At 61.9% G+C, this 17185-nt stretch carries 10 protein-coding genes and 1 other RNA gene; 6 read left to right on the forward strand and 5 right to left on the reverse strand.

The window, feature by feature from the left end; genetic code table 11:
• Window positions 1–69: 69 nt before the first annotated feature.
• A complete protein-coding gene (locus HNO86_RS16160; RefSeq protein ID WP_175377945.1) occupies window positions 70–1260 on the reverse strand; it encodes a benzoate/H(+) symporter BenE family transporter in 1191 nt (396 codons plus the stop codon).
• A gap of 332 nt (window positions 1261–1592) precedes the next feature.
• Here HNO86_RS16160 and HNO86_RS16165 point away from each other — a divergent pair, with 332 nt between their 5' ends.
• The gene (locus tag HNO86_RS16165; RefSeq protein ID WP_110967145.1) at window positions 1593–2357 is read left to right on the forward strand and encodes a GntR family transcriptional regulator; all 765 of its coding nucleotides are present in this window, start codon (window positions 1593–1595) and stop codon (window positions 2355–2357) included.
• 82 nt (window positions 2358–2439) lie between these two features.
• Here the strand turns inward: HNO86_RS16165 and guaD are convergent, their stop codons facing one another.
• Genes guaD through xdhA form a run of 4 tightly spaced genes read right to left on the reverse strand, consistent with a single transcriptional unit; the run spans window position 2440 to window position 8534 of the window.
• Window positions 2440–3744, reverse strand: coding sequence for a guanine deaminase (gene guaD / locus HNO86_RS16170; protein WP_175377946.1), 1305 nt, complete (start codon window positions 3742–3744; stop codon window positions 2440–2442).
• Window positions 3745–3769: 25 nt separating this feature from the next.
• Complete coding sequence (xdhC, locus tag HNO86_RS16175) at window positions 3770–4642, reverse strand: xanthine dehydrogenase accessory protein XdhC (RefSeq protein ID WP_175377947.1); 873 nt, start codon at window positions 4640–4642, stop codon at window positions 3770–3772.
• Between the two features lie 45 nt (window positions 4643–4687).
• Entirely contained in the window at window positions 4688–7087 is a 2400-nt protein-coding gene (gene xdhB / locus HNO86_RS16180; protein WP_175377948.1) for a xanthine dehydrogenase molybdopterin binding subunit, read from the reverse strand.
• The gene (xdhA, locus tag HNO86_RS16185; protein WP_175377949.1) at window positions 7080–8534 is read right to left on the reverse strand and encodes a xanthine dehydrogenase small subunit; all 1455 of its coding nucleotides are present in this window, start codon (window positions 8532–8534) and stop codon (window positions 7080–7082) included. The genes xdhB and xdhA overlap by 8 nt, the downstream gene beginning before the upstream one ends.
• A 266-nt stretch (window positions 8535–8800) precedes the next feature.
• Here xdhA and HNO86_RS16190 point away from each other — a divergent pair, with 266 nt between their 5' ends.
• The 5 genes from HNO86_RS16190 to ffs all read left to right on the forward strand — a co-directional run bounded on the left by HNO86_RS16190 (window position 8801) and on the right by ffs (window position 16939).
• Window positions 8801–9460 (forward strand): GntR family transcriptional regulator, encoded by a 660-nt coding sequence (locus HNO86_RS16190; protein WP_175377950.1) that lies wholly within the window; start codon window positions 8801–8803, stop codon window positions 9458–9460.
• A gap of 2 nt (window positions 9461–9462) precedes the next feature.
• Window positions 9463–12951 carry a chromosome segregation protein SMC gene (gene smc, locus HNO86_RS16195; protein WP_175377951.1) on the forward strand — a complete coding sequence of 1163 codons (3489 nt, stop codon included), beginning with the start codon at window positions 9463–9465 and terminating at the stop codon, window positions 12949–12951.
• Window positions 12952–13264: 313 nt separating this feature from the next.
• Window positions 13265–14125, forward strand: a complete 861-nt coding sequence (gene zipA / locus HNO86_RS16200; protein WP_175377952.1) for a cell division protein ZipA — start codon at window positions 13265–13267, stop codon at window positions 14123–14125.
• A gap of 160 nt (window positions 14126–14285) precedes the next feature.
• Window positions 14286–16643 carry an NAD-dependent DNA ligase LigA gene (gene ligA, locus HNO86_RS16205; RefSeq protein WP_175377953.1) on the forward strand — a complete coding sequence of 786 codons (2358 nt, stop codon included), beginning with the start codon at window positions 14286–14288 and terminating at the stop codon, window positions 16641–16643.
• A 199-nt stretch (window positions 16644–16842) separates the two neighbouring features.
• An RNA gene (ffs, locus tag HNO86_RS16210) (signal recognition particle sRNA small type) lies at window positions 16843–16939 on the forward strand.
• The last annotated feature ends 246 nt before the right edge of the window (window positions 16940–17185 follow it).

Genomic DNA, 17185 nt, shown 5'->3' on the forward strand with positions numbered 1-17185 from the left:
TTCAGGGTTTGCGACTGCTGCGCAGCCGGACGCAGGCTTCGCCAGCTGCTACAGGGATGGTGAGAAGGTTTAAGTCTTGCGCCAGTTGAGGATCATCAAGGTCACGACGCCCGCGACAATTCCCCAGAACGCCGAACCGATGGAGAACAGCGTCAGTCCCGACGCCGTGACCATGAAGGTGATCAGCGCCGCTTCACGTTCCTTCACCTCGCTCATGGCGATGCTCAGGCCGTTGATGATCGAGCCGAACAGCGCCAGGGCGGCGATCGACAGCACCAGTTCCTTGGGCAGGGCGGCGAACAGGGCTGCCAGGGTCGCCCCGAACACCCCGGCGATGCCGTAGAAAATCCCGCACCAGACCGCTGCCGTGTAGCGCTTGTTGCGATCTTCATGGGCATGCGGGCCGGTGCAGATCGCCGCGCTGATGGCGGCCAGGTTGATGCCGTGGGAGCCGAAGGGCGCCAGCAGCAGCGAGGCGATGCCGGTGGTGGTGATCAGTGGCGAGGCGGGTACGTGATAGCCGTCGGCGCGCAGTACGGCGATGCCGGGCATGTTTTGTGAGGTCATGGCGACGACGAACAGCGGGATGCCGATGCTGATGGTCGCGGCGAGGGAGAAGTGCGGGGTGGTCCAGACGGGCGTGGCCACTTCCAGGCGGAAGGCGCTGAAGTCCAGCAGCCCCATGAGCCCCGACAGCGCGGTGCCGATCAACAGCGCGCCCAACACCGCATAGCGCGGCGACAGGCGCTTGACCACCAGATAGGTGAAGAACATGCCCAGCACCAGCGCGGTACGGTGCTGGGCGGCGACGAAGATTTCGCTGCCGATCTTGAACAGGATCCCGGCCAGCAGCGCGGCGGCCAGGGAGGCGGGGATCTTTTTCACCAGGCGTTCGAAGCTGCCGGTCAGGCCGCAGATGGTCACCAGGATCGCGCAGGTTATATAGGCGCCAATCGCTTCGCCATAACTGACGCCGCCCAGGCTGGTGATCAGCAGCGCCGCGCCGGGGGTCGACCAGGCGATGGTGATCGGCGTGCGATAGCGCAACGACAGACCGATCGAACACACCGCCATGCCGATGGAAATCGCCCAGATCCACGACGAAATCTGCCCGCTGGTCAGCCCCGCCGCCTGTCCGGCCTGGAACATCAGGACCAGGGAACTGGTGTAGCCGGTCATCATCGCGATGAAACCGGCGACGATGGCCGATGGAGAGGTATCGGCCAGTGGGCGCAATTGCGTATGCGTGGCGTCGTTCATGACGGCGGTGGTCCTGTTTCTCGTGAAAGTATCGGTGGCGCTGTGTGGGAGCGAGCCTGCTCGCGATGGCGTCACAGACACCGCGGGGCGTCAGACACCCGGCGTTTTCGTTGACGACCATCGCGAGCAGGCTCGCTCCCACAGGGTTTAAGCCTAAACTCAAATGTAAGCAGGCATTGCCATACAGCAGCAGCGACAAACAGCCATACAGTCGTGTCGCCACTAACCATTGTGTACAATCGCGGTACTTTTTACGCGATACTTGCCAGCGACCCACTGTGCCGTATTACAGTCACCGTCAATTCGCCGCAGTTCTCCCGACTCGAGTGCCCATGAACGAACAGTTGCAGCCCCTCAAGAAACAACCGCGCGCAGGCAAAGCCGGGCGCAGCGGTACCCAGGACGATATTGTCTACGCGCATATCTTCGAGGCCATCCTCGAACAGCGTCTGGCGCCCGGCACAAAGTTGAGCGAAGAAGCGCTGGGGGAGATTTTCGGGGTCAGCCGCACCATCATCCGCCGCGCGCTGTCGCGCCTGGCCCATGAAAGCGTGGTGCTGCTGCGGCCCAACCGTGGCGCCGTGGTGGCAAGCCCGAGTGTGGAAGAGGCGCGACAGGTGTTCATGGCTCGGCGTCTGGTGGAGCGGGCGATCACTGAGCTGGCTGTACAGCACGCCACCGCCGAGCAGATCGCCGAATTGCGGCAGATGGTCAACGACGAACGCGACAGCTTCTCCCGTGGCGATCGCGGCGCCGGCATCCGTCTGTCGGGGGAATTCCACCTGAAACTGGCGGAAGCGGCGAAAAACGCGCCGTTGATCAGCTTCCAGCGCAGCCTAGTGTCCCAGACCTCGCTGATCATTGCCCAATATGAAAGCGGCAACCGTTCCCACTGCTCCTACGACGAGCACACCCAACTGATCGATGCGATCGAAGCACGCAACGGTGAGCTGGCGGTGGACCTGATGATGCATCACATGGATCACATCGACAGCAAACTCAACCTCGACGAGGAAAGTGCGTCGGATGATTTGCATGCGGTTTTCTCGCATTTGTTGCAGACCAAGAAGCCTGGGCGGTCGCCGGCCAAGATCTGATCCGAGACCGCGAAGGCGGCCTGACAGGCAATAAAAATCCCCCGGAATCTCACGATACGGGGGATTTTTTTGCCTGAAAAACCTAGCGCTGATGCACCAGATTCCCCGCCGCATAGGTCTGCAGCACCGTGCGGTCATCCCCCAGGGTCATCAAAACGAACAAGGTCTCGGCAATGTTGTTCGCCTGTTTCAGGCGATAGCCCAGCAGCGGCGTGGCGTTGTAGTCCAGCACCAGGAAGTCGGCGTCGGTGCCCGGTTGCAGGTTGCCGATCTTGTCTTCCAGGCGCAACGAGCGGGCGCCGCCGAGGGTGGCCAGGTACAGCGACTTGAACGGGCTCAGGCGCGCGCCCTGCAGTTGCATGACCTTGTACGCCTCGTTGAGGGTCTGCAGCAGCGAGAAGCTGGTGCCGCCGCCGACGTCCGTGCCCAGGCCGACATTCAGCTTGTGCTTCTCGGCCATCGGCAGGTTGAACAGGCCGCTGCCGAGGAAGAAGTTCGAGGTCGGGCAGAACGAGATCGCCGAGCCGGTTTCCGCCAGGCGCGCGCACTCTTCGTCGCACAGGTGCACGCCGTGGGCGAACACCGAGCGCTCGCCCAGCAGCTGGTAGTGATCGTAGACGTCCAGGTAGCCCTTGCGCTCCGGGAACAATTCCTTGACCCACTCGATTTCCTTGAGGTTCTCGCTAATGTGGGTCTGCATGTACAGATCGGGGTATTCGGTGAGCAGCTGGCCGGCGAGGGTCAGTTGTTCCGGGGTGCTGGTCGGGGCGAAACGCGGAGTGACCGCGTAGTGCAGGCGGCCCTTGCCGTGCCAGCGTTCGATCAGCGCCTTGCTTTCCAGGTAGCTGGATTCGGCGGTGTCGGTCAGGTAGTCCGGCGCGTTGCGGTCCATCATCACCTTGCCGGCGATCATGCGCAGATCCAGCTGCTCGGCGGCCTCGAAGAACGAGTTCACCGATTGCGGGTGCACGCTGCCGAACACCAGCGCGGTGGTGGTGCCGTTGCGCAGCAACTCCTTGATGAAGATGTCGGCGACTTCGTCGGCATGGGCCTTGTCGGCGAACTGGCTTTCGCAGGGGAAGGTGTAGGTGTTGAGCCAGTCCAGCAGCTGCTCGCCGTAGGCCCCGACCATGCCGGTCTGCGGCAGGTGGATGTGGGTGTCGATGAAGCCCGGGGTGATCAGCGAGTCCTGATAGTGAGTGATCTCGATGTCCGCGGCCAGCGATGGCAGCAATTCGCTGGCGTGGCCGAGGGCGCTGATTTTGCCGTTATCGACCACCAGCAGGCCGTCCTCGAAATACTCGTAGGAGGCTTCGATGCCCACGTCGGCGGGGTCGGCGATGCTGTGCAAAATGGCGGCGCGGTAGGCTTTGCGAGTCAAGGGCATGATCGTTCTCTGTTTATGAGGCTTATCAATTTGAGGCTTTCAAATTCGTGGCTTGCAATTGAGTCGCCTGGCTGCGGCGCGAGGCCGGCAGCAACTTGGCAATCGGTTCGGCGCTGGAGGTTTGCTGGCCGAAATTCGCGTTGTAGGTGGCGATGATTTCGCCGGCGATGGAGATGGCGATTTCCACAGGCAATTTGCCTTTGACTTCACCAATGCCCATCGGGCAGCGCATGCGTTGCACCACGCCGCTGTCGAAACCGCGGTCGCGCAGGCGATGTTCGAACTTCACCCGCTTGGTCTTCGAGCCGATCAGGCCGAAGTAGGCGAAGTCGTTGCGCTTGAGGATCGCGGCGGTCAGTTCCAGGTCGAGCTGGTGGTTGTGGGTCATGACGATGCAGTAGCTGCCGGCGGGCAGGTCGTCGATTTCCTCCACCGGTTCTTCGCTGACGATCTTGCGCACACCGTGGGGGATCTGTTCGGGGAACTCGTCTTCGCGCGAATCGATCCAGCGCACCCGGCAGGGCAGGCTGGCCAGCAGCGGCACCAGGGCGCGGCCGACGTGACCGGCGCCGAACACGGCGATCTGCGCCTGGACCTGGCCCATCGGTTCGAACAGCAGCACCGTGGCGCCACCGCAGCACTGGCCCAGGCTGGCGCCGAGGCTGAAGCGCTCCAGGTGGGTGTCCTGCTTGCCGCTGGCGAGCATCTCGCGGGCGATCTGCATGGCCTTGTATTCCAGGTGCCCGCCACCGATGGTGTCGAAGGTCTGCCGGGCACTGATGACCATCTTCGAACCGGCATTGCGCGGGGTCGAGCCGAGTTCTTCGATGATGGTCACCAACACGCAGGGTTCACCGCGGTTTTGCAGGTCGGCGAGGGCGTCGATCCAGTTGTACATGTTCACCTCGACATCGTGGTTGTCAGTTCGGGGCTCTTCGCGGTCTCAGAGCGGAGCCAACTCGGCTTCAGCATCTACAGGCTTCACCGCCTTCAACTGCCGCATCTGCTCACACCCCCACAACACCCGCTCCGGCGTCGCCGGCGCGTCGATCTTCGGCTGATGCTTGTAGTCACCCAGGCTCGCCACCGCATCCTTGATCGCGCACCACGCCGCGATGCCGAGCATGAACGGCGGTTCGCCCACGGCCTTGGAGTGGAACACGGTGTCTTCGGGGTTCTTGCGGTTTTCCACCAGCTTCACGCGCAGGTCCAGCGGCATGTCCGCCACGGCCGGGATCTTGTAGCTGGCCGGGCCGTTGGTCATCAGCTTGCCCTTGTTGTTCCACACCAGCTCTTCCATGGTCAGCCAGCCCATGCCCTGGATGAAGCCGCCCTCGACCTGGCCGATATCGATGGCCGGGTTCAGCGAGGCGCCGACGTCGTGGAGGATGTCGGTGCGCAGCATCTTGTATTCGCCGGTCAGGGTGTCGACCAGCACTTCGCAGCACGCCGCGCCGAAGGCAAAGTAGTAGAACGGACGCCCCCGGGCCTGACTGCGGTCGTAGTAGATTTTCGGGGTCTTGTAGAAGCCGGTGCTCGACAGCGAGACCTGGGCGAAATAGGCCTGCTGAATCAGCGCTTCGAACGTCAGGATGTGATCGCGAACCCGCACGTGGCCGTTGTGGAACACCACGTCTTCTTCGCTGACCTTGTATTGCCGCGCGGCGAATTCCACCAGGCGTTTCTTGATGATTTCCGCCGCGTTCTGCGCCGCCTTGCCGTTGAGGTCGGCACCACTGGAGGCTGCGGTCGGCGAGGTGTTGGGGACCTTGTCGGTGTTGGTCGCGGTGATCTGCACGCGGTCCATTTCCACCTGGAACACTTCGGCCACCACCTGCGCGACCTTGGTGTTCAGGCCCTGGCCCATCTCGGTGCCGCCGTGGTTCAGGTGGATGCTGCCGTCGGTGTAGACGTGCACCAGGGCGCCGGCCTGGTTGAGGAAGCTGGCGGTGAAGGAAATGCCGAACTTCACCGGGGTCAGCGCCAGGCCTTTTTTCAGGATCGGGCTGTTGGCGTTGTAGCGGCGGATCGCTTCGCGGCGCTCGGCGTACTGGCTGCTTTCTTCAAGCTCGGCGGTCATTTCCTCGAGCATGTTGTGCTCGACGGTCTGGTAGTAATGAGTGACGTTGCGCTCGGTCTTGCCGTAGTAGTTGGCCTTGCGCACCGCCAGCGGATCGAGGGCCAGGTGGCGGGCGATGGCGTCCATCACTTCCTCGATGGCGACCATGCCTTGCGGGCCGCCGAAACCACGGTAGGCGGTGTTCGAGGCGGTGTTGGTCTTGCAGCGATGGCCGTTGATGGTGGCGTCGCCCAGGTAGTACGAGTTGTCCGAGTGGAACATCGCGCGGTCGACGATCGACGCCGACAGGTCCGGCGAGCAGCCGCAGTTACCGGCCAGTTCCAGGGCGATGCCGTGCAGGCGACCGGTGCTGTCGAAGCCGACGTCGTACTCGACATAGAACGGGTGACGCTTGCCGGTCATCAGCATGTCTTCGACCCGTGGCAGGCGCATCTTGGTCGGCTGGCCGGTCAGGTGCGCAATCACCGCGCACAGGCAGGCCGGGCTCGCGGCTTGGGTTTCCTTGCCGCCGAAACCGCCGCCCATGCGGCGCATGTCGACGACGATCTTGTTCATCGACACGTCCAGCACTTCGGCCACCAGCTTCTGCACTTCGGTGGGGTTCTGCGTGGAGCAGTAGACGATCATGCCGCCATCTTCGGTAGGCATTACCGAGGAGATCTGGGTTTCCAGGTAAAAGTGTTCCTGACCGCCGATGTGCAGCGTGCCCTGGATGCGGTGTTCGGCCGTGGCCAGCGCACCTGCCGAGTCGCCGCGCTGGTGGGTATGGCTTTCGAGCACGAAATGGCGTTTGCGCAGGGCTTCGACCACGTCCAGCACCGGCTCAAGGTCCTCGTATTCGATGATCGCGGCCATCGCTGCCTTGCGCGCGGTTTCCAGATCCTTTGCCGCAACGGCGACCACCGGCTGACCGACGAATTGCACGGTGTCGATGGCCAGCAGCGGATCGCCCGGAAGCAGCGGGCCGATGTCCTTCAGGCCCGGCACGTCCTCGTGGGTGATGGCAATGCGCACGCCCTCGAAGGCATAGCAGGGCGCGGTGTCGATGCTGATGATTTTCGCGTGGGCGCGGTCCGACAGGCGCGCATACACGTGCAACTGATTGGGGAATTCCAGGCGATCGTCGATGTACTGCGCTTCACCGGACACATGCTTGGCGGCGCTGTCGTGCTTGACGCTGCGGCCGACACCGGTGGTCAGGTCCTTGGCGAACAGCTCAGCCAGCTCGGCCTGGGTCTTCTCTACGGCGTGATGGTTAGACATAAGCGGTCACCCGGGTCTCGATGTGAGGCGTTTGCAGTTCGATGAAGTATTTGCGCAGCAGGTTCTGCGCGCTGAGCAGGCGGTATTCCTTGCTGGCGCGGAAGTCCGAGAGCGGCGTGAAGTCTTCGGCCAGGGCGGCGCAGGCACGCTCCAGGGTGGCGCTGTTGAACGGCGCGTCGCGCAGCACGGTTTCGCAGGCATTGGCGCGTTTCGGGATCGCCGCCATGCCGCCGAACGCTACGCGGGCATCGGTGATGACGCCGTTCTCCACGCGCAGGTTGAACGCGGCGCAGACCGCGGAAATGTCATCGTCCAGGCGCTTGGAAACCTTGTAGGCGCGGAAGAACCGCTCGGCACTGGCGCGGGGCACGATGATCTTTTCGATGAACTCGCTTTCCTGACGCGCGGTGACGCGGTAATCGATGAAGTAATCCTCCAGCAGCAGGGTGCGACGGATGTCGCCCTTGCACAGGACGATCTGCGCGCCCAGAGCAATCAGCAGGGGCGGCGAGTCACCGATGGGCGAGGCGTTGCCGATGTTGCCGCCCAGGGTGCCCTGGTTGCGGATCTGCAGGGAGGCGAAGCGTTGCAGCAATTCGCCGAAGTCCGGGTACTCGGCCTTGAGGGCCTCGTAGCAGTCGGAGAGGGCGGTGGCCGCGCCGATTTCCAGGCGATCGTCGAAGTGTTCGATGCGCTTCATTTCGGCGACGTTGCCGACGTAGATCATCACCGGCAAGGTGCGGTGGAACTGGGTCACTTCCAGCGCCAGGTCAGTGCCGCCGGCCAGCAGGCGGGCCTGTGGGTAAGCGTCATAGAGGTCTGCGAGATCGGCCACGGTCAGCGGCACCAGGCAGCGTTTGTCGCCACTGTTGAGTTCGCCGATGTCGGTGGGTGCGATGGCCTTGAGGCGGGCAATGGTTTCGGCTTCGCGGGCATCGAACTGATCCGGCTGCTTGCCACAGCAGGATTGCTCGGCGGCCTCCAGGATCGGCCGGTAGCCGGTGCAGCGGCACAGGTTGCCGGCGAGTGCTTCGTGGGCCTTGTGGTGGTCTGGCTGGTCGCTGTTTTTCTGCAGGGCGAACAGCGACATCACAAAGCCAGGGGTGCAGAAACCGCACTGCGAACCATGGCACTCGACCATGGCCTTTTGCACGCTATGCAGTTCGCCCTTGTGCTTGAGGTCTTCAACGCTGATCAACTGTTTGCCGTGCAGCGACGAAACAAAGGTCAGGCAGGAATTGAGGCTGCGATAGCGAATGTGTTCGCGACCGCTGTCATCCGTCTGCAATTCGCCGACCACCACGGTGCACGCGCCGCAGTCACCGCTGGCGCAACCTTCCTTGGTGCCGGGTTTGCCCACGTGGTCGCGCAGATAGTTGAGCACAGTCAGATTCGGGTCCAGGGCGTGCTCGCTACGGAGTTCCTGGTTGAGTAAAAACTGGATCACGGATGGCCTCGCAGACTCATTATTGTTGTTAACCGATGTGACCGAATTTAGCAGGTCTGACTTTTCGGTCAATGATTTTCTGACTTAAAGGTCAGGAAAAATCATTTTCTCGATCAACAACGGGTTTCCTACAGTATTGACCTACACGGGACAGGCTGCTTTTTGCTTGAAACGTGCCAAAAACCACCGGGCAGGCACTCCGCCATCCAGCATCAATTGCGCTACACTGCGCCGCTTGTGCAAATCGAAGAGTTTGAAGGACAACCATGACGTTCAAGGCGCCGGACAGCCTCGCCGAGCAAATCGCTCACCACCTCGCCGAACGCATCATTCGCGGTGAAATGAAGCCCGGGGAGCGCATCCAGGAGCAGAAGGTCACGCAGGCGCTCGACGTCAGCCGTGGTTCTGTTCGCGAGGCGTTGCTGATTCTCGAACGTCGTCACCTGATCGCGATCCTGCCGCGCCGTGGCGCCCACGTGACCGAACTCACCGCGCACAAGGTCAGAAGCCTGTGCGCGTTGATGAGCGAGATGTACATCCTGCTGGCCAACGCCGTGGCCACCGGCTGGAAAGTCCAGGCCGACCTTGCGCCATTCGTGCAGATCCAGCAGCGGCTGACCGCCAGCTTCGAGCGTCAGGACATTCACACCTTCGTCGACGAAAGTTTCAGCGTGATGCGCGCCACCTATCCGTTTGCCGACAATCCCTATCTGCAGGAAACCGTCGAAAACCTGCAGCCGGCCATGAGCCGTGCGTATTTCCTGGCCCTCGACCAGCGCAAGGCCTCGATGAGCGAGTACCTGGAGCTGTTCGAACGCCTGCTCGCCGCCGTCATCGCCCGTGATTTCGTACAGATCCGCGAAGTACTGACGGCCTATGGCCAGCGCAGTTGCGAGCTGGTGATCTCTGCCCTGACGGATGCATAAGCGTGCGGCTCAAGTGCATCAAGCTGGCGGGATTCAAATCCTTCGTCGATCCGACCACGGTGAACTTCCCCAGTAACATGGCGGCGGTTGTCGGCCCCAATGGTTGCGGCAAGTCGAACATCATCGACGCCGTTCGCTGGGTAATGGGCGAAAGTTCGGCGAAGAACCTGCGTGGCGAATCGATGACCGACGTCATCTTCAACGGCTCCACCAGCCGCAAGCCGGTCAGCCAGGCGAGCATCGAGCTGGTGTTCGACAACTCCGACGGCACATTGCTGGGTGAATACGCCGCCTACGCGGAAATTTCCATTCGCCGCAAAGTCACCCGCGACAGCCAGACGACCTATTACCTCAACGGCACCAAGTGCCGTCGCCGCGACATCACCGATATCTTCCTCGGCACCGGCCTGGGCCCGCGCAGCTACTCGATCATCGAGCAGGGCATGATCTCCAAGCTGATCGAGTCCAAGCCTGAAGACCTGCGCAACTTCATCGAAGAAGCCGCGGGCATCTCCAAATACAAGGAGCGCCGGCGCGAGACCGAAAACCGTATCCGCCGCACCCACGAAAACCTCGAGCGTCTGACCGACCTGCGCGAAGAACTCGAACGCCAGCTCGAACGCCTGCACCGTCAGGCCGAGGCGGCGAAGAAGTATCAGGAATACAAGGGCGAGGAGCGCCAGCTCAAGGCGCAACTCTCGGCCCTGCGCTGGCAGGACCTGAACGATCAGGTCGGCCAGCGTGAAGCGATCATCGGCACCCAGGAAATCAGCTTCGAAGCCTTGGTGGCCGAGCAGCGCAACGCCGACGCCAGCATCGAACGCCTGCGCGACGGGCACCATGATCTGTCCGAACGCTTCAATCTGGTGCAGGGGCGCTTCTATTCGGTCGGCGGCGACATCGCCCGGGTCGAGCAGAGCATCCAGCACGGGCAGCAGCGTTTGCGCCAGTTGCAGGACGACTTGAAGGAAGCCGAGCGCGCACGCCTGGAAACCGAGTCGCACCTGGGCCACGACCGCACCTTGCTGCTGACCCTCGGCGAAGAGCTGGACATGCTCACCCCCGAGCAGGAAGTCACCAGCGCCGCCGCCGAAGAGGCCGCCGCCGCGCTGGAAGAATCCGAAACCACCATGCACGGCTGGCAGGAGCAGTGGGACGCGTTCAACCTGACCGCCGCCGAGCCGCGCCGTCAGGCGGAAGTCCAGCAGTCGCGCATCCAGCAGCTGGAAACCAGCCTGGAGCGTCTGGCCGATCGTCAGAAGCGTCTGGGCGAAGAGCGCGAGCTGCTTTCGGCGGACCCGGAAGACGCGGCGATCATGGAACTCAGCGAGCAGCTGGAAACCAGTGAAGCGACCCTCGAAGATCTGCAGGCCAGCGAAGAGGCCCAGGTCGAGCGCCTCGAGCAACTGCGCCAGCAATTGCAGCAGGCACTGTCGGCGCAGCAACAGGCCCAGGGCGATCTGCAACGGCTCAATGGTCGACTGGCTTCGCTGGAAGCCTTGCAGCAGGCCGCACTCGACCCAGGCACTGGCACCGCCGAATGGTTGCGCGAGCAACATCTGGCGGATCGCCCGCGACTGGCTGAAGGCCTGAAGGTCGAGGCGGGTTGGGAACTGGCGGTGGAAACCGTACTCGGCGCCGACCTGCAAGCGGTGCTGGTGGATGATTTCAACGATTTCGATCTGTCCGGGTTCGCCCAGGGCGATTTGCGTTTGCTCAGCCCTTCCAGCGACGGTGTACGCGTGCCGGGCAGCTTGCTGGACAAGGTCGAGGCGCAGATCGATCTGTCGCCTTGGCTGGGGCAGGTCAAACCGGTGGAAAACCTTGAGCAGGCCCTGGCCCTGCGTGGCCAGCTGGCCTCCGGGCAAAGCCTGATCAGCCGCGATGGTTATTGGGTCGGCCGGCATTTCCTGCGGGTGCGTCGCGCCAGCGAAGCGGAAAGCGGCGTACTGGCCCGTGGTCAGGAGATCCAGCAATTGAGCCTTGAGCGCGAAGAGCGCGAGGCCACCGTCGAGACGCTGGAAACCCAGCTGCAGAATCTTCGGGCGCAACAGCGTCAGCAGGAAAACGGTCGCGAACACCTGCGTCGACTGCTGCAGGATGAAGCCCGTCAGCAAGGCGAATTGAAGGCCCAGTTGTCGGCCGGCAAGGCCAAGGCCGAACAGTTGAACCTGCGCCGCACCCGTCTCGATGAAGAGATCGCCGAACTGGGCGAGCAGCGTGAGCTGGAGCACGAACAGATCGGCGAAGCGCGTATTCACTTGCAGGACGCCCTCGACAGCATGGCGCTGGACACCGAGCAGCGCGAATTGCTGCTGGCCCAGCGCGACAGCCTGCGCGAACGTCTGGACCGGGTACGCCAGGAGGCTCGCCAGCACAAGGATCACGCCCATCAACTGGCGGTGCGCCTGGGTTCGCTCAAGGCACAGCACGATTCCACGCGTCAGGCCCTGGAACGACTGGAAATGCAGTCCGAGCGCCTGACCGAAAAGCGTGAACAGCTGAGTTTGAATCTGGAGGAGGGCGAGGCGCCGCTGGAAGAGTTGCGTCTGAAGCTTGAAGAGTTGCTCGACAAGCGCATGACTGTCGACGAGGAACTCAAGACCGCGCAGATCGCCATGGAAGATGCCGACCGCGAACTGCGCGACGCCGAGAAGCGCCGCAGCCAGGCCGAGCAGCAATCGCAGCTTATTCGCGGTCAGCTGGAGCAGCAGCGCATGGACTGGCAGGCGCTGACCGTGCGACGCAAGGCCCTGCAGGATCAGTTGCTCGAAGACGGTTACGACCTGCACGGCGTGCTCGCCACCCTGACTGCCGAAGCCAGCGAAAAGGCTGCCGAGGAAGAACTTGAGCGCATCGCCGCGCGTATTGCGCGCCTGGGTGCGATCAACCTCGCGGCCATCGACGAATACCAGCAACAATCCGAGCGTAAACGTTATCTGGATGCGCAGAACGACGATCTGGTGGAAGCGCTCGAAACCCTGGAAAACGTCATTCGCAAGATCGACAAGGAAACGCGCAACCGTTTCAAAGATACCTTTGATCAGATCAATGGCGGATTACAGGCGCTTTTTCCAAAAGTTTTCGGTGGCGGACGCGCGTATTTGGAACTGACGGGCGAAGATCTACTCGATACAGGGGTGACGATCATGGCGCAGCCGCCCGGAAAGAAGAACAGCACCATCCATTTGCTCTCCGGTGGCGAGAAAGCCCTGACTGCATTGGCCCTGGTTTTTGCGATCTTCAAGTTGAATCCGGCGCCGTTCTGCATGCTCGACGAGGTTGACGCGCCACTGGATGACGCTAACGTTGGACGCTACGCGCGTCTGGTGAAAGAGATGTCGCAGACGGTGCAGTTCATCTATATCACCCACAACAAGATCGCCATGGAAATGGCCGATCAACTGATGGGGGTGACGATGCACGAGCCGGGCTGTTCGCGTCTTGTGGCGGTGGATGTCGAGGAGGCGATGGCGATGGTGGATGCATGACGGCAGCTTCGAGCGATAAGCTGCAAGCTGCAAGAGGGTTCTGCTTGCAGCTTGAAACTTGCGGCTTGTAGCTTGAGCTGCGCAGTTCATTAAACGTAAGAGCTGATTAATGAAGATGGCAAATCGACACAAATTGCGCAGCGATTTCGACCGACGGTGTAAAGTTGCCTTTGGTCGTGCTAGTTTAATGTCAATTTTTCGTATACGTGGGCAAAACGCCTGTCAGAACATAGAGTTGGCGCCACGTTTTAAAGCGGTTTGCAGATTGTAAACCCCTTATTTTTCAGCATTTTTTATAGAGGCACGGGATTACATGGAAATCGGTCTGCGCGAGTGGCTGATCGTCATCGGCATCATTGTCATTGCCGGTATTCTTTTCGATGGCTGGCGCCGTATGCGCGGCGGCAAGGGAAAACTGAAATTCCGTCTTGACCGAAACCTGTCCAACCTGCCGGACGAGGACACCAGCGCCGAGCTGTTGGGCCCGTCCCGCGTACTGGACAACCATAAAGAGCCGCAGCTGGACGAGCAGGATCTGCCGTCGGTGAGCATGCCGGCCCGCGAGCCTCGCGAACCCCGCGAATCGGGTTCCAAGCGTGGCAAGCGTGGCGGCGAGCCATCCCAGGGCGACCTGAACCTCAACCTCGATCTGGATGGTGGCCCGAGCTTCAGCAGCCGCGACGACGATTACATTGAAGAGACCAAGGCTTCGCCATCGGCCAGCGACAAGGAACAACCCCAGGCTGAAGAAGTGCTGGTGATCAGCGTGATCTGCCGCGACGCCGCCGGCTTCAAGGGCCCGGCGCTGTTGCAGAACATTCTGGAAAGCGGTCTGCGTTTCGGCGAAATGGACATCTTCCACCGCCACGAAAGCATGGCGGGCAACGGCGAGGTCTGGTTCTCCATGGCCAACGCGGTCAAGCCAGGCGTGTTCGACCTGGATGACATCGACCACTTCAGTACCCCGGCGGTGAGCTTCTTCCTCGGTCTGCCAGGCCCGCGTCATCCGAAACAGGCTTTCGACGTGATGGTGGCCGCGGCGCGCAAACTGTCCCAGGAACTGAACGGCGAACTGAAGGATGACCAGCGCAGCGTACTGACCGCCCAGACCATCGAACATTACCGTCAGCGCATCGTCGAATTCGAACGCCGCGCCCTGACCCAGAAACGTTGATCAGGATCGCGCCACGCGACCTGTACCTGTAGGAGCCGAGCTTGCTCGCGATAGCGATTTCAATGACGCCATCGCGAGCAAGCTCTGCTCCTGCAATGTTTTTACCGCATCAACAGATTGAGCAGCCACGGCTGCTCTTTTGCTTTATGAGAGACCACCCATGACTGCCGCCAAAGACCGCATTCTAGAGCTGCGTGCCGAGCTGGACCTGCACAACTATCGCTATCACGTGCTGGACGAGCCGAGCATCCCGGACGCCGAGTACGATCGGTTGTTCAAGGAGCTCAAGGCCCTCGAAGCCGAGCATCCGGAACTGATCACCAGCGACTCGCCGACCCAGCGAGTGGGCAGCGCGGCGTTGTCGGCCTTCACTCAGGTGCGACACGAAGTACCGATGCTCAGCCTGGGCAACGCCTTCGAAGAAACCGACATGCGCGAATTCGATCGCCGGGTCACCGAAGGCCTGGATCTGCCGGCCGGTGATCTGTTCGGTGGTGGCGCGGCGGTGCAATACAGCTGCGAGCCGAAGCTCGATGGCCTGGCGGTCAGTCTGTTGTATCAGGACGGCCTGCTGGTGCGCGGCGCGACCCGCGGCGACGGCACCACCGGCGAAGACATCAGCGTCAACGTGCGCACCGTGCGCAACATCCCGCTCAAACTGCACGGCACCGGCTGGCCGGCGACCCTGGAAGTGCGCGGTGAAGTGTTCATGTCCAAGGCCGGTTTCGAGCGGCTCAACGCCACCCAACTGGAAGTCGGCGGCAAGACCTTCGCCAACCCGCGCAACGCGGCGGCGGGCAGCTTGCGCCAACTGGATTCGAAGATCACCGCCAACCGCCCGCTGGAGTTCTGCTGCTACGGCATCGGCCAGGTGTCCGCAGACATCGCCGATACGCACATCGGCAACCTGCAACAGCTCAAGGCCTGGGGCATGCCGATCAGCCACGAGCTGAAACGGGCGAACGGAATCGATGAATGCCTGGACTACTACCGCGATATCGGTGAGCGCCGCAACGCGCTGCCCTATGAAATCGACGGCGTGGTGTTCAAGGTCAACAGCATCGCCTCGCAGCGCGAGCTGGGTTTCCGCGCCCGGGAACCGCGCTGGGCCATCGCCCACAAATTCCCGGCCATGGAAGAGCTCACCGAGCTGCTCGATGTGGAGTTCCAGGTCGGACGTACCGGCGCCGTCACGCCGGTGGCGCGCCTCAAGCCGGTCAAGGTCGCAGGTGTCACCGTGGCCAATGCCACCTTGCACAACATGGATGAAGTGGCGCGCCTGGGCCTGATGATCGGCGACACGGTGATCATTCGCCGCGCGGGAGACGTGATTCCACAGGTGGTGCAAGTGGTCACCGAGCGGCGCCCGGACGATGCCCGGCCCGTGCACATCCCGGAAAAGTGCCCGGTGTGCGGCTCCCATGTCGAACGCACGCAACTGATCAAGCGCAGCAAGGGCCGTGAGACAGTCAGCGAGGGCGCGGTGTATCGCTGCGTCGGTCGCCTGGCCTGTGGCGCGCAGCTCAAGCAGGCGATCATTCACTTCGTTTCCCGCCGGGCGATGGATATCGAAGGCCTGGGCGAGAAGAGCGTCGAGCAACTGGTGGATGAAGGCCTTGTGAGTTCGCCGGCCGACCTGTACGCCCTCACCTTCGAACAGGTGGTGGATCTGGAAGGTTTCGCCGAGCTGTCGAGCCGCAACCTTCTGAGCGCCATCGAAGACAGCAAGAGGCCGGGACTGGCGCGCTTCATCTACGCCCTCGGCATTCCCGATGTCGGTGAGGAAACGGCCAAGGTGCTGGCGCGTTCACTGGGTTCGCTGGAGCGGGTGCAGAAAGCCCTGCCGCAAGTGTTGACCTACCTGCCGGATGTCGGGCTGGAAGTCGCTCACGAGATCCACAGTTTCTTCGAGGATTCGCACAACCAGCAGGTGATCGCCGATCTGCTCAAGCACGGCATGCAAATCCAGGATCAGGGCGAGCTGGGCGCGGAGTTTGCCGCCAGCACCACCCTGGGCGGTTTTCTCGACAAGCTGCACATTCCTTCGGTCGGACCGGGCGGGGCACAGAAACTCGCCGACAAGTTCGGTTCGCTGCAAGCGGTGGTCGACGCCGACTGGCTGGACATGCGCCGGACCTTGCCGGAGAAGCAGGCCAACTCGGTTCGCGAGTTTTTCGCCCTCGAGGAAAATCGCCTCCAGGCGGTCGAGGCGGAAAAGCAACTGGCTGATTTCGGCATGCACTGGCAGAGCGAAAAGAAAGTGGTGGAAGGCTTGCCGCTGACCGGCCAGACCTGGGTGCTGACCGGCTCGCTGGAGTTGATGAGCCGCGATGTGGCCAAGGACAAGCTGGAGAGTCTGGGTGCCAAGGTGGCGGGTTCCGTGTCGGCCAAGACCCATTGCGTGGTGGCGGGGCCGGGGGCGGGGTCCAAGTTGACCAAGGCCAATGAGTTGGGGTTGAAGGTGTTGGATGAAGAGGCGTTCGTCGAGTTTCTGAAAAATCACGGCATTACGGTCTGACGTCAAAAGATCGCAGCCTTCGGCAACTCCTGCAGGGAAATGCGTTCCAATGTAGGACCTGCCGCAGGCTGCGATCTTTTTGGTTCTGCATGTCCTTGAAGCACCTCATGTTTTTTAATCCGCGCCAACGGTTGTAACTTCGTCTCAGATAGGTACAATGGCGCGGCTCGCCGTCAGGTGAGCATCGTTATGGTGACCCCATCGGTCCCCCCGCAACGATCAGCCGTGAACCCGGTCAGGCCTGGAAGGGAGCAGCCGCAGCGGTGACATTGTGTGCCGGGGTGTGGCTGGTGGGGTTGCCACCTTAACGACTTCGCGAGTGCTCTCTCGCATCTTTTTTCCCCCGAATACTTCGATTTTGCTGCCATGGCTCTCGTCCATAGCGGTGTTTTGTCGTCTGCGCTTCACGCATCGAAACGACCTTCAATTCCATTCCGAATCAAGAGCTTAACGAGATTTCCCTGCATCTGCGGCTGAGAGCCGTTTTCGCCTTTTCTTGCAAAATGTGACGCATCTCGTAGAATCGCCGCCCCAAATAGGTA

This window comes from Pseudomonas sp. C1C7, from assembly GCF_013359595.1.
Lineage (GTDB): Bacteria > Pseudomonadota > Gammaproteobacteria > Pseudomonadales > Pseudomonadaceae > Aquipseudomonas.

Bases quoted from the DNA above. Each gene is read 5' to 3' on its own strand.
- HNO86_RS16160 (WP_175377945.1), bottom strand. From the start codon at position 1,260: ATGAACGACGCCACGCATACGCAATTGCGCCCACTGGCCGATACCTCT.
- HNO86_RS16165 (WP_110967145.1), top strand. From the start codon at position 1,593: ATGAACGAACAGTTGCAGCCCCTCAAGAAACAACCGCGCGCAGGCAAA.
- guaD (WP_175377946.1), bottom strand. From the start codon at position 3,744: ATGCCCTTGACTCGCAAAGCCTACCGCGCCGCCATTTTGCACAGCATC.
- xdhC (WP_175377947.1), bottom strand. From the start codon at position 4,642: ATGTACAACTGGATCGACGCCCTCGCCGACCTGCAAAACCGCGGTGAA.
- xdhB (WP_175377948.1), bottom strand. From the start codon at position 7,087: ATGTCTAACCATCACGCCGTAGAGAAGACCCAGGCCGAGCTGGCTGAG.
- HNO86_RS16190 (WP_175377950.1), top strand. From the start codon at position 8,801: ATGACGTTCAAGGCGCCGGACAGCCTCGCCGAGCAAATCGCTCACCAC.
- zipA (WP_175377952.1), top strand. From the start codon at position 13,265: ATGGAAATCGGTCTGCGCGAGTGGCTGATCGTCATCGGCATCATTGTC.
- ligA (WP_175377953.1), top strand. From the start codon at position 14,286: ATGACTGCCGCCAAAGACCGCATTCTAGAGCTGCGTGCCGAGCTGGAC.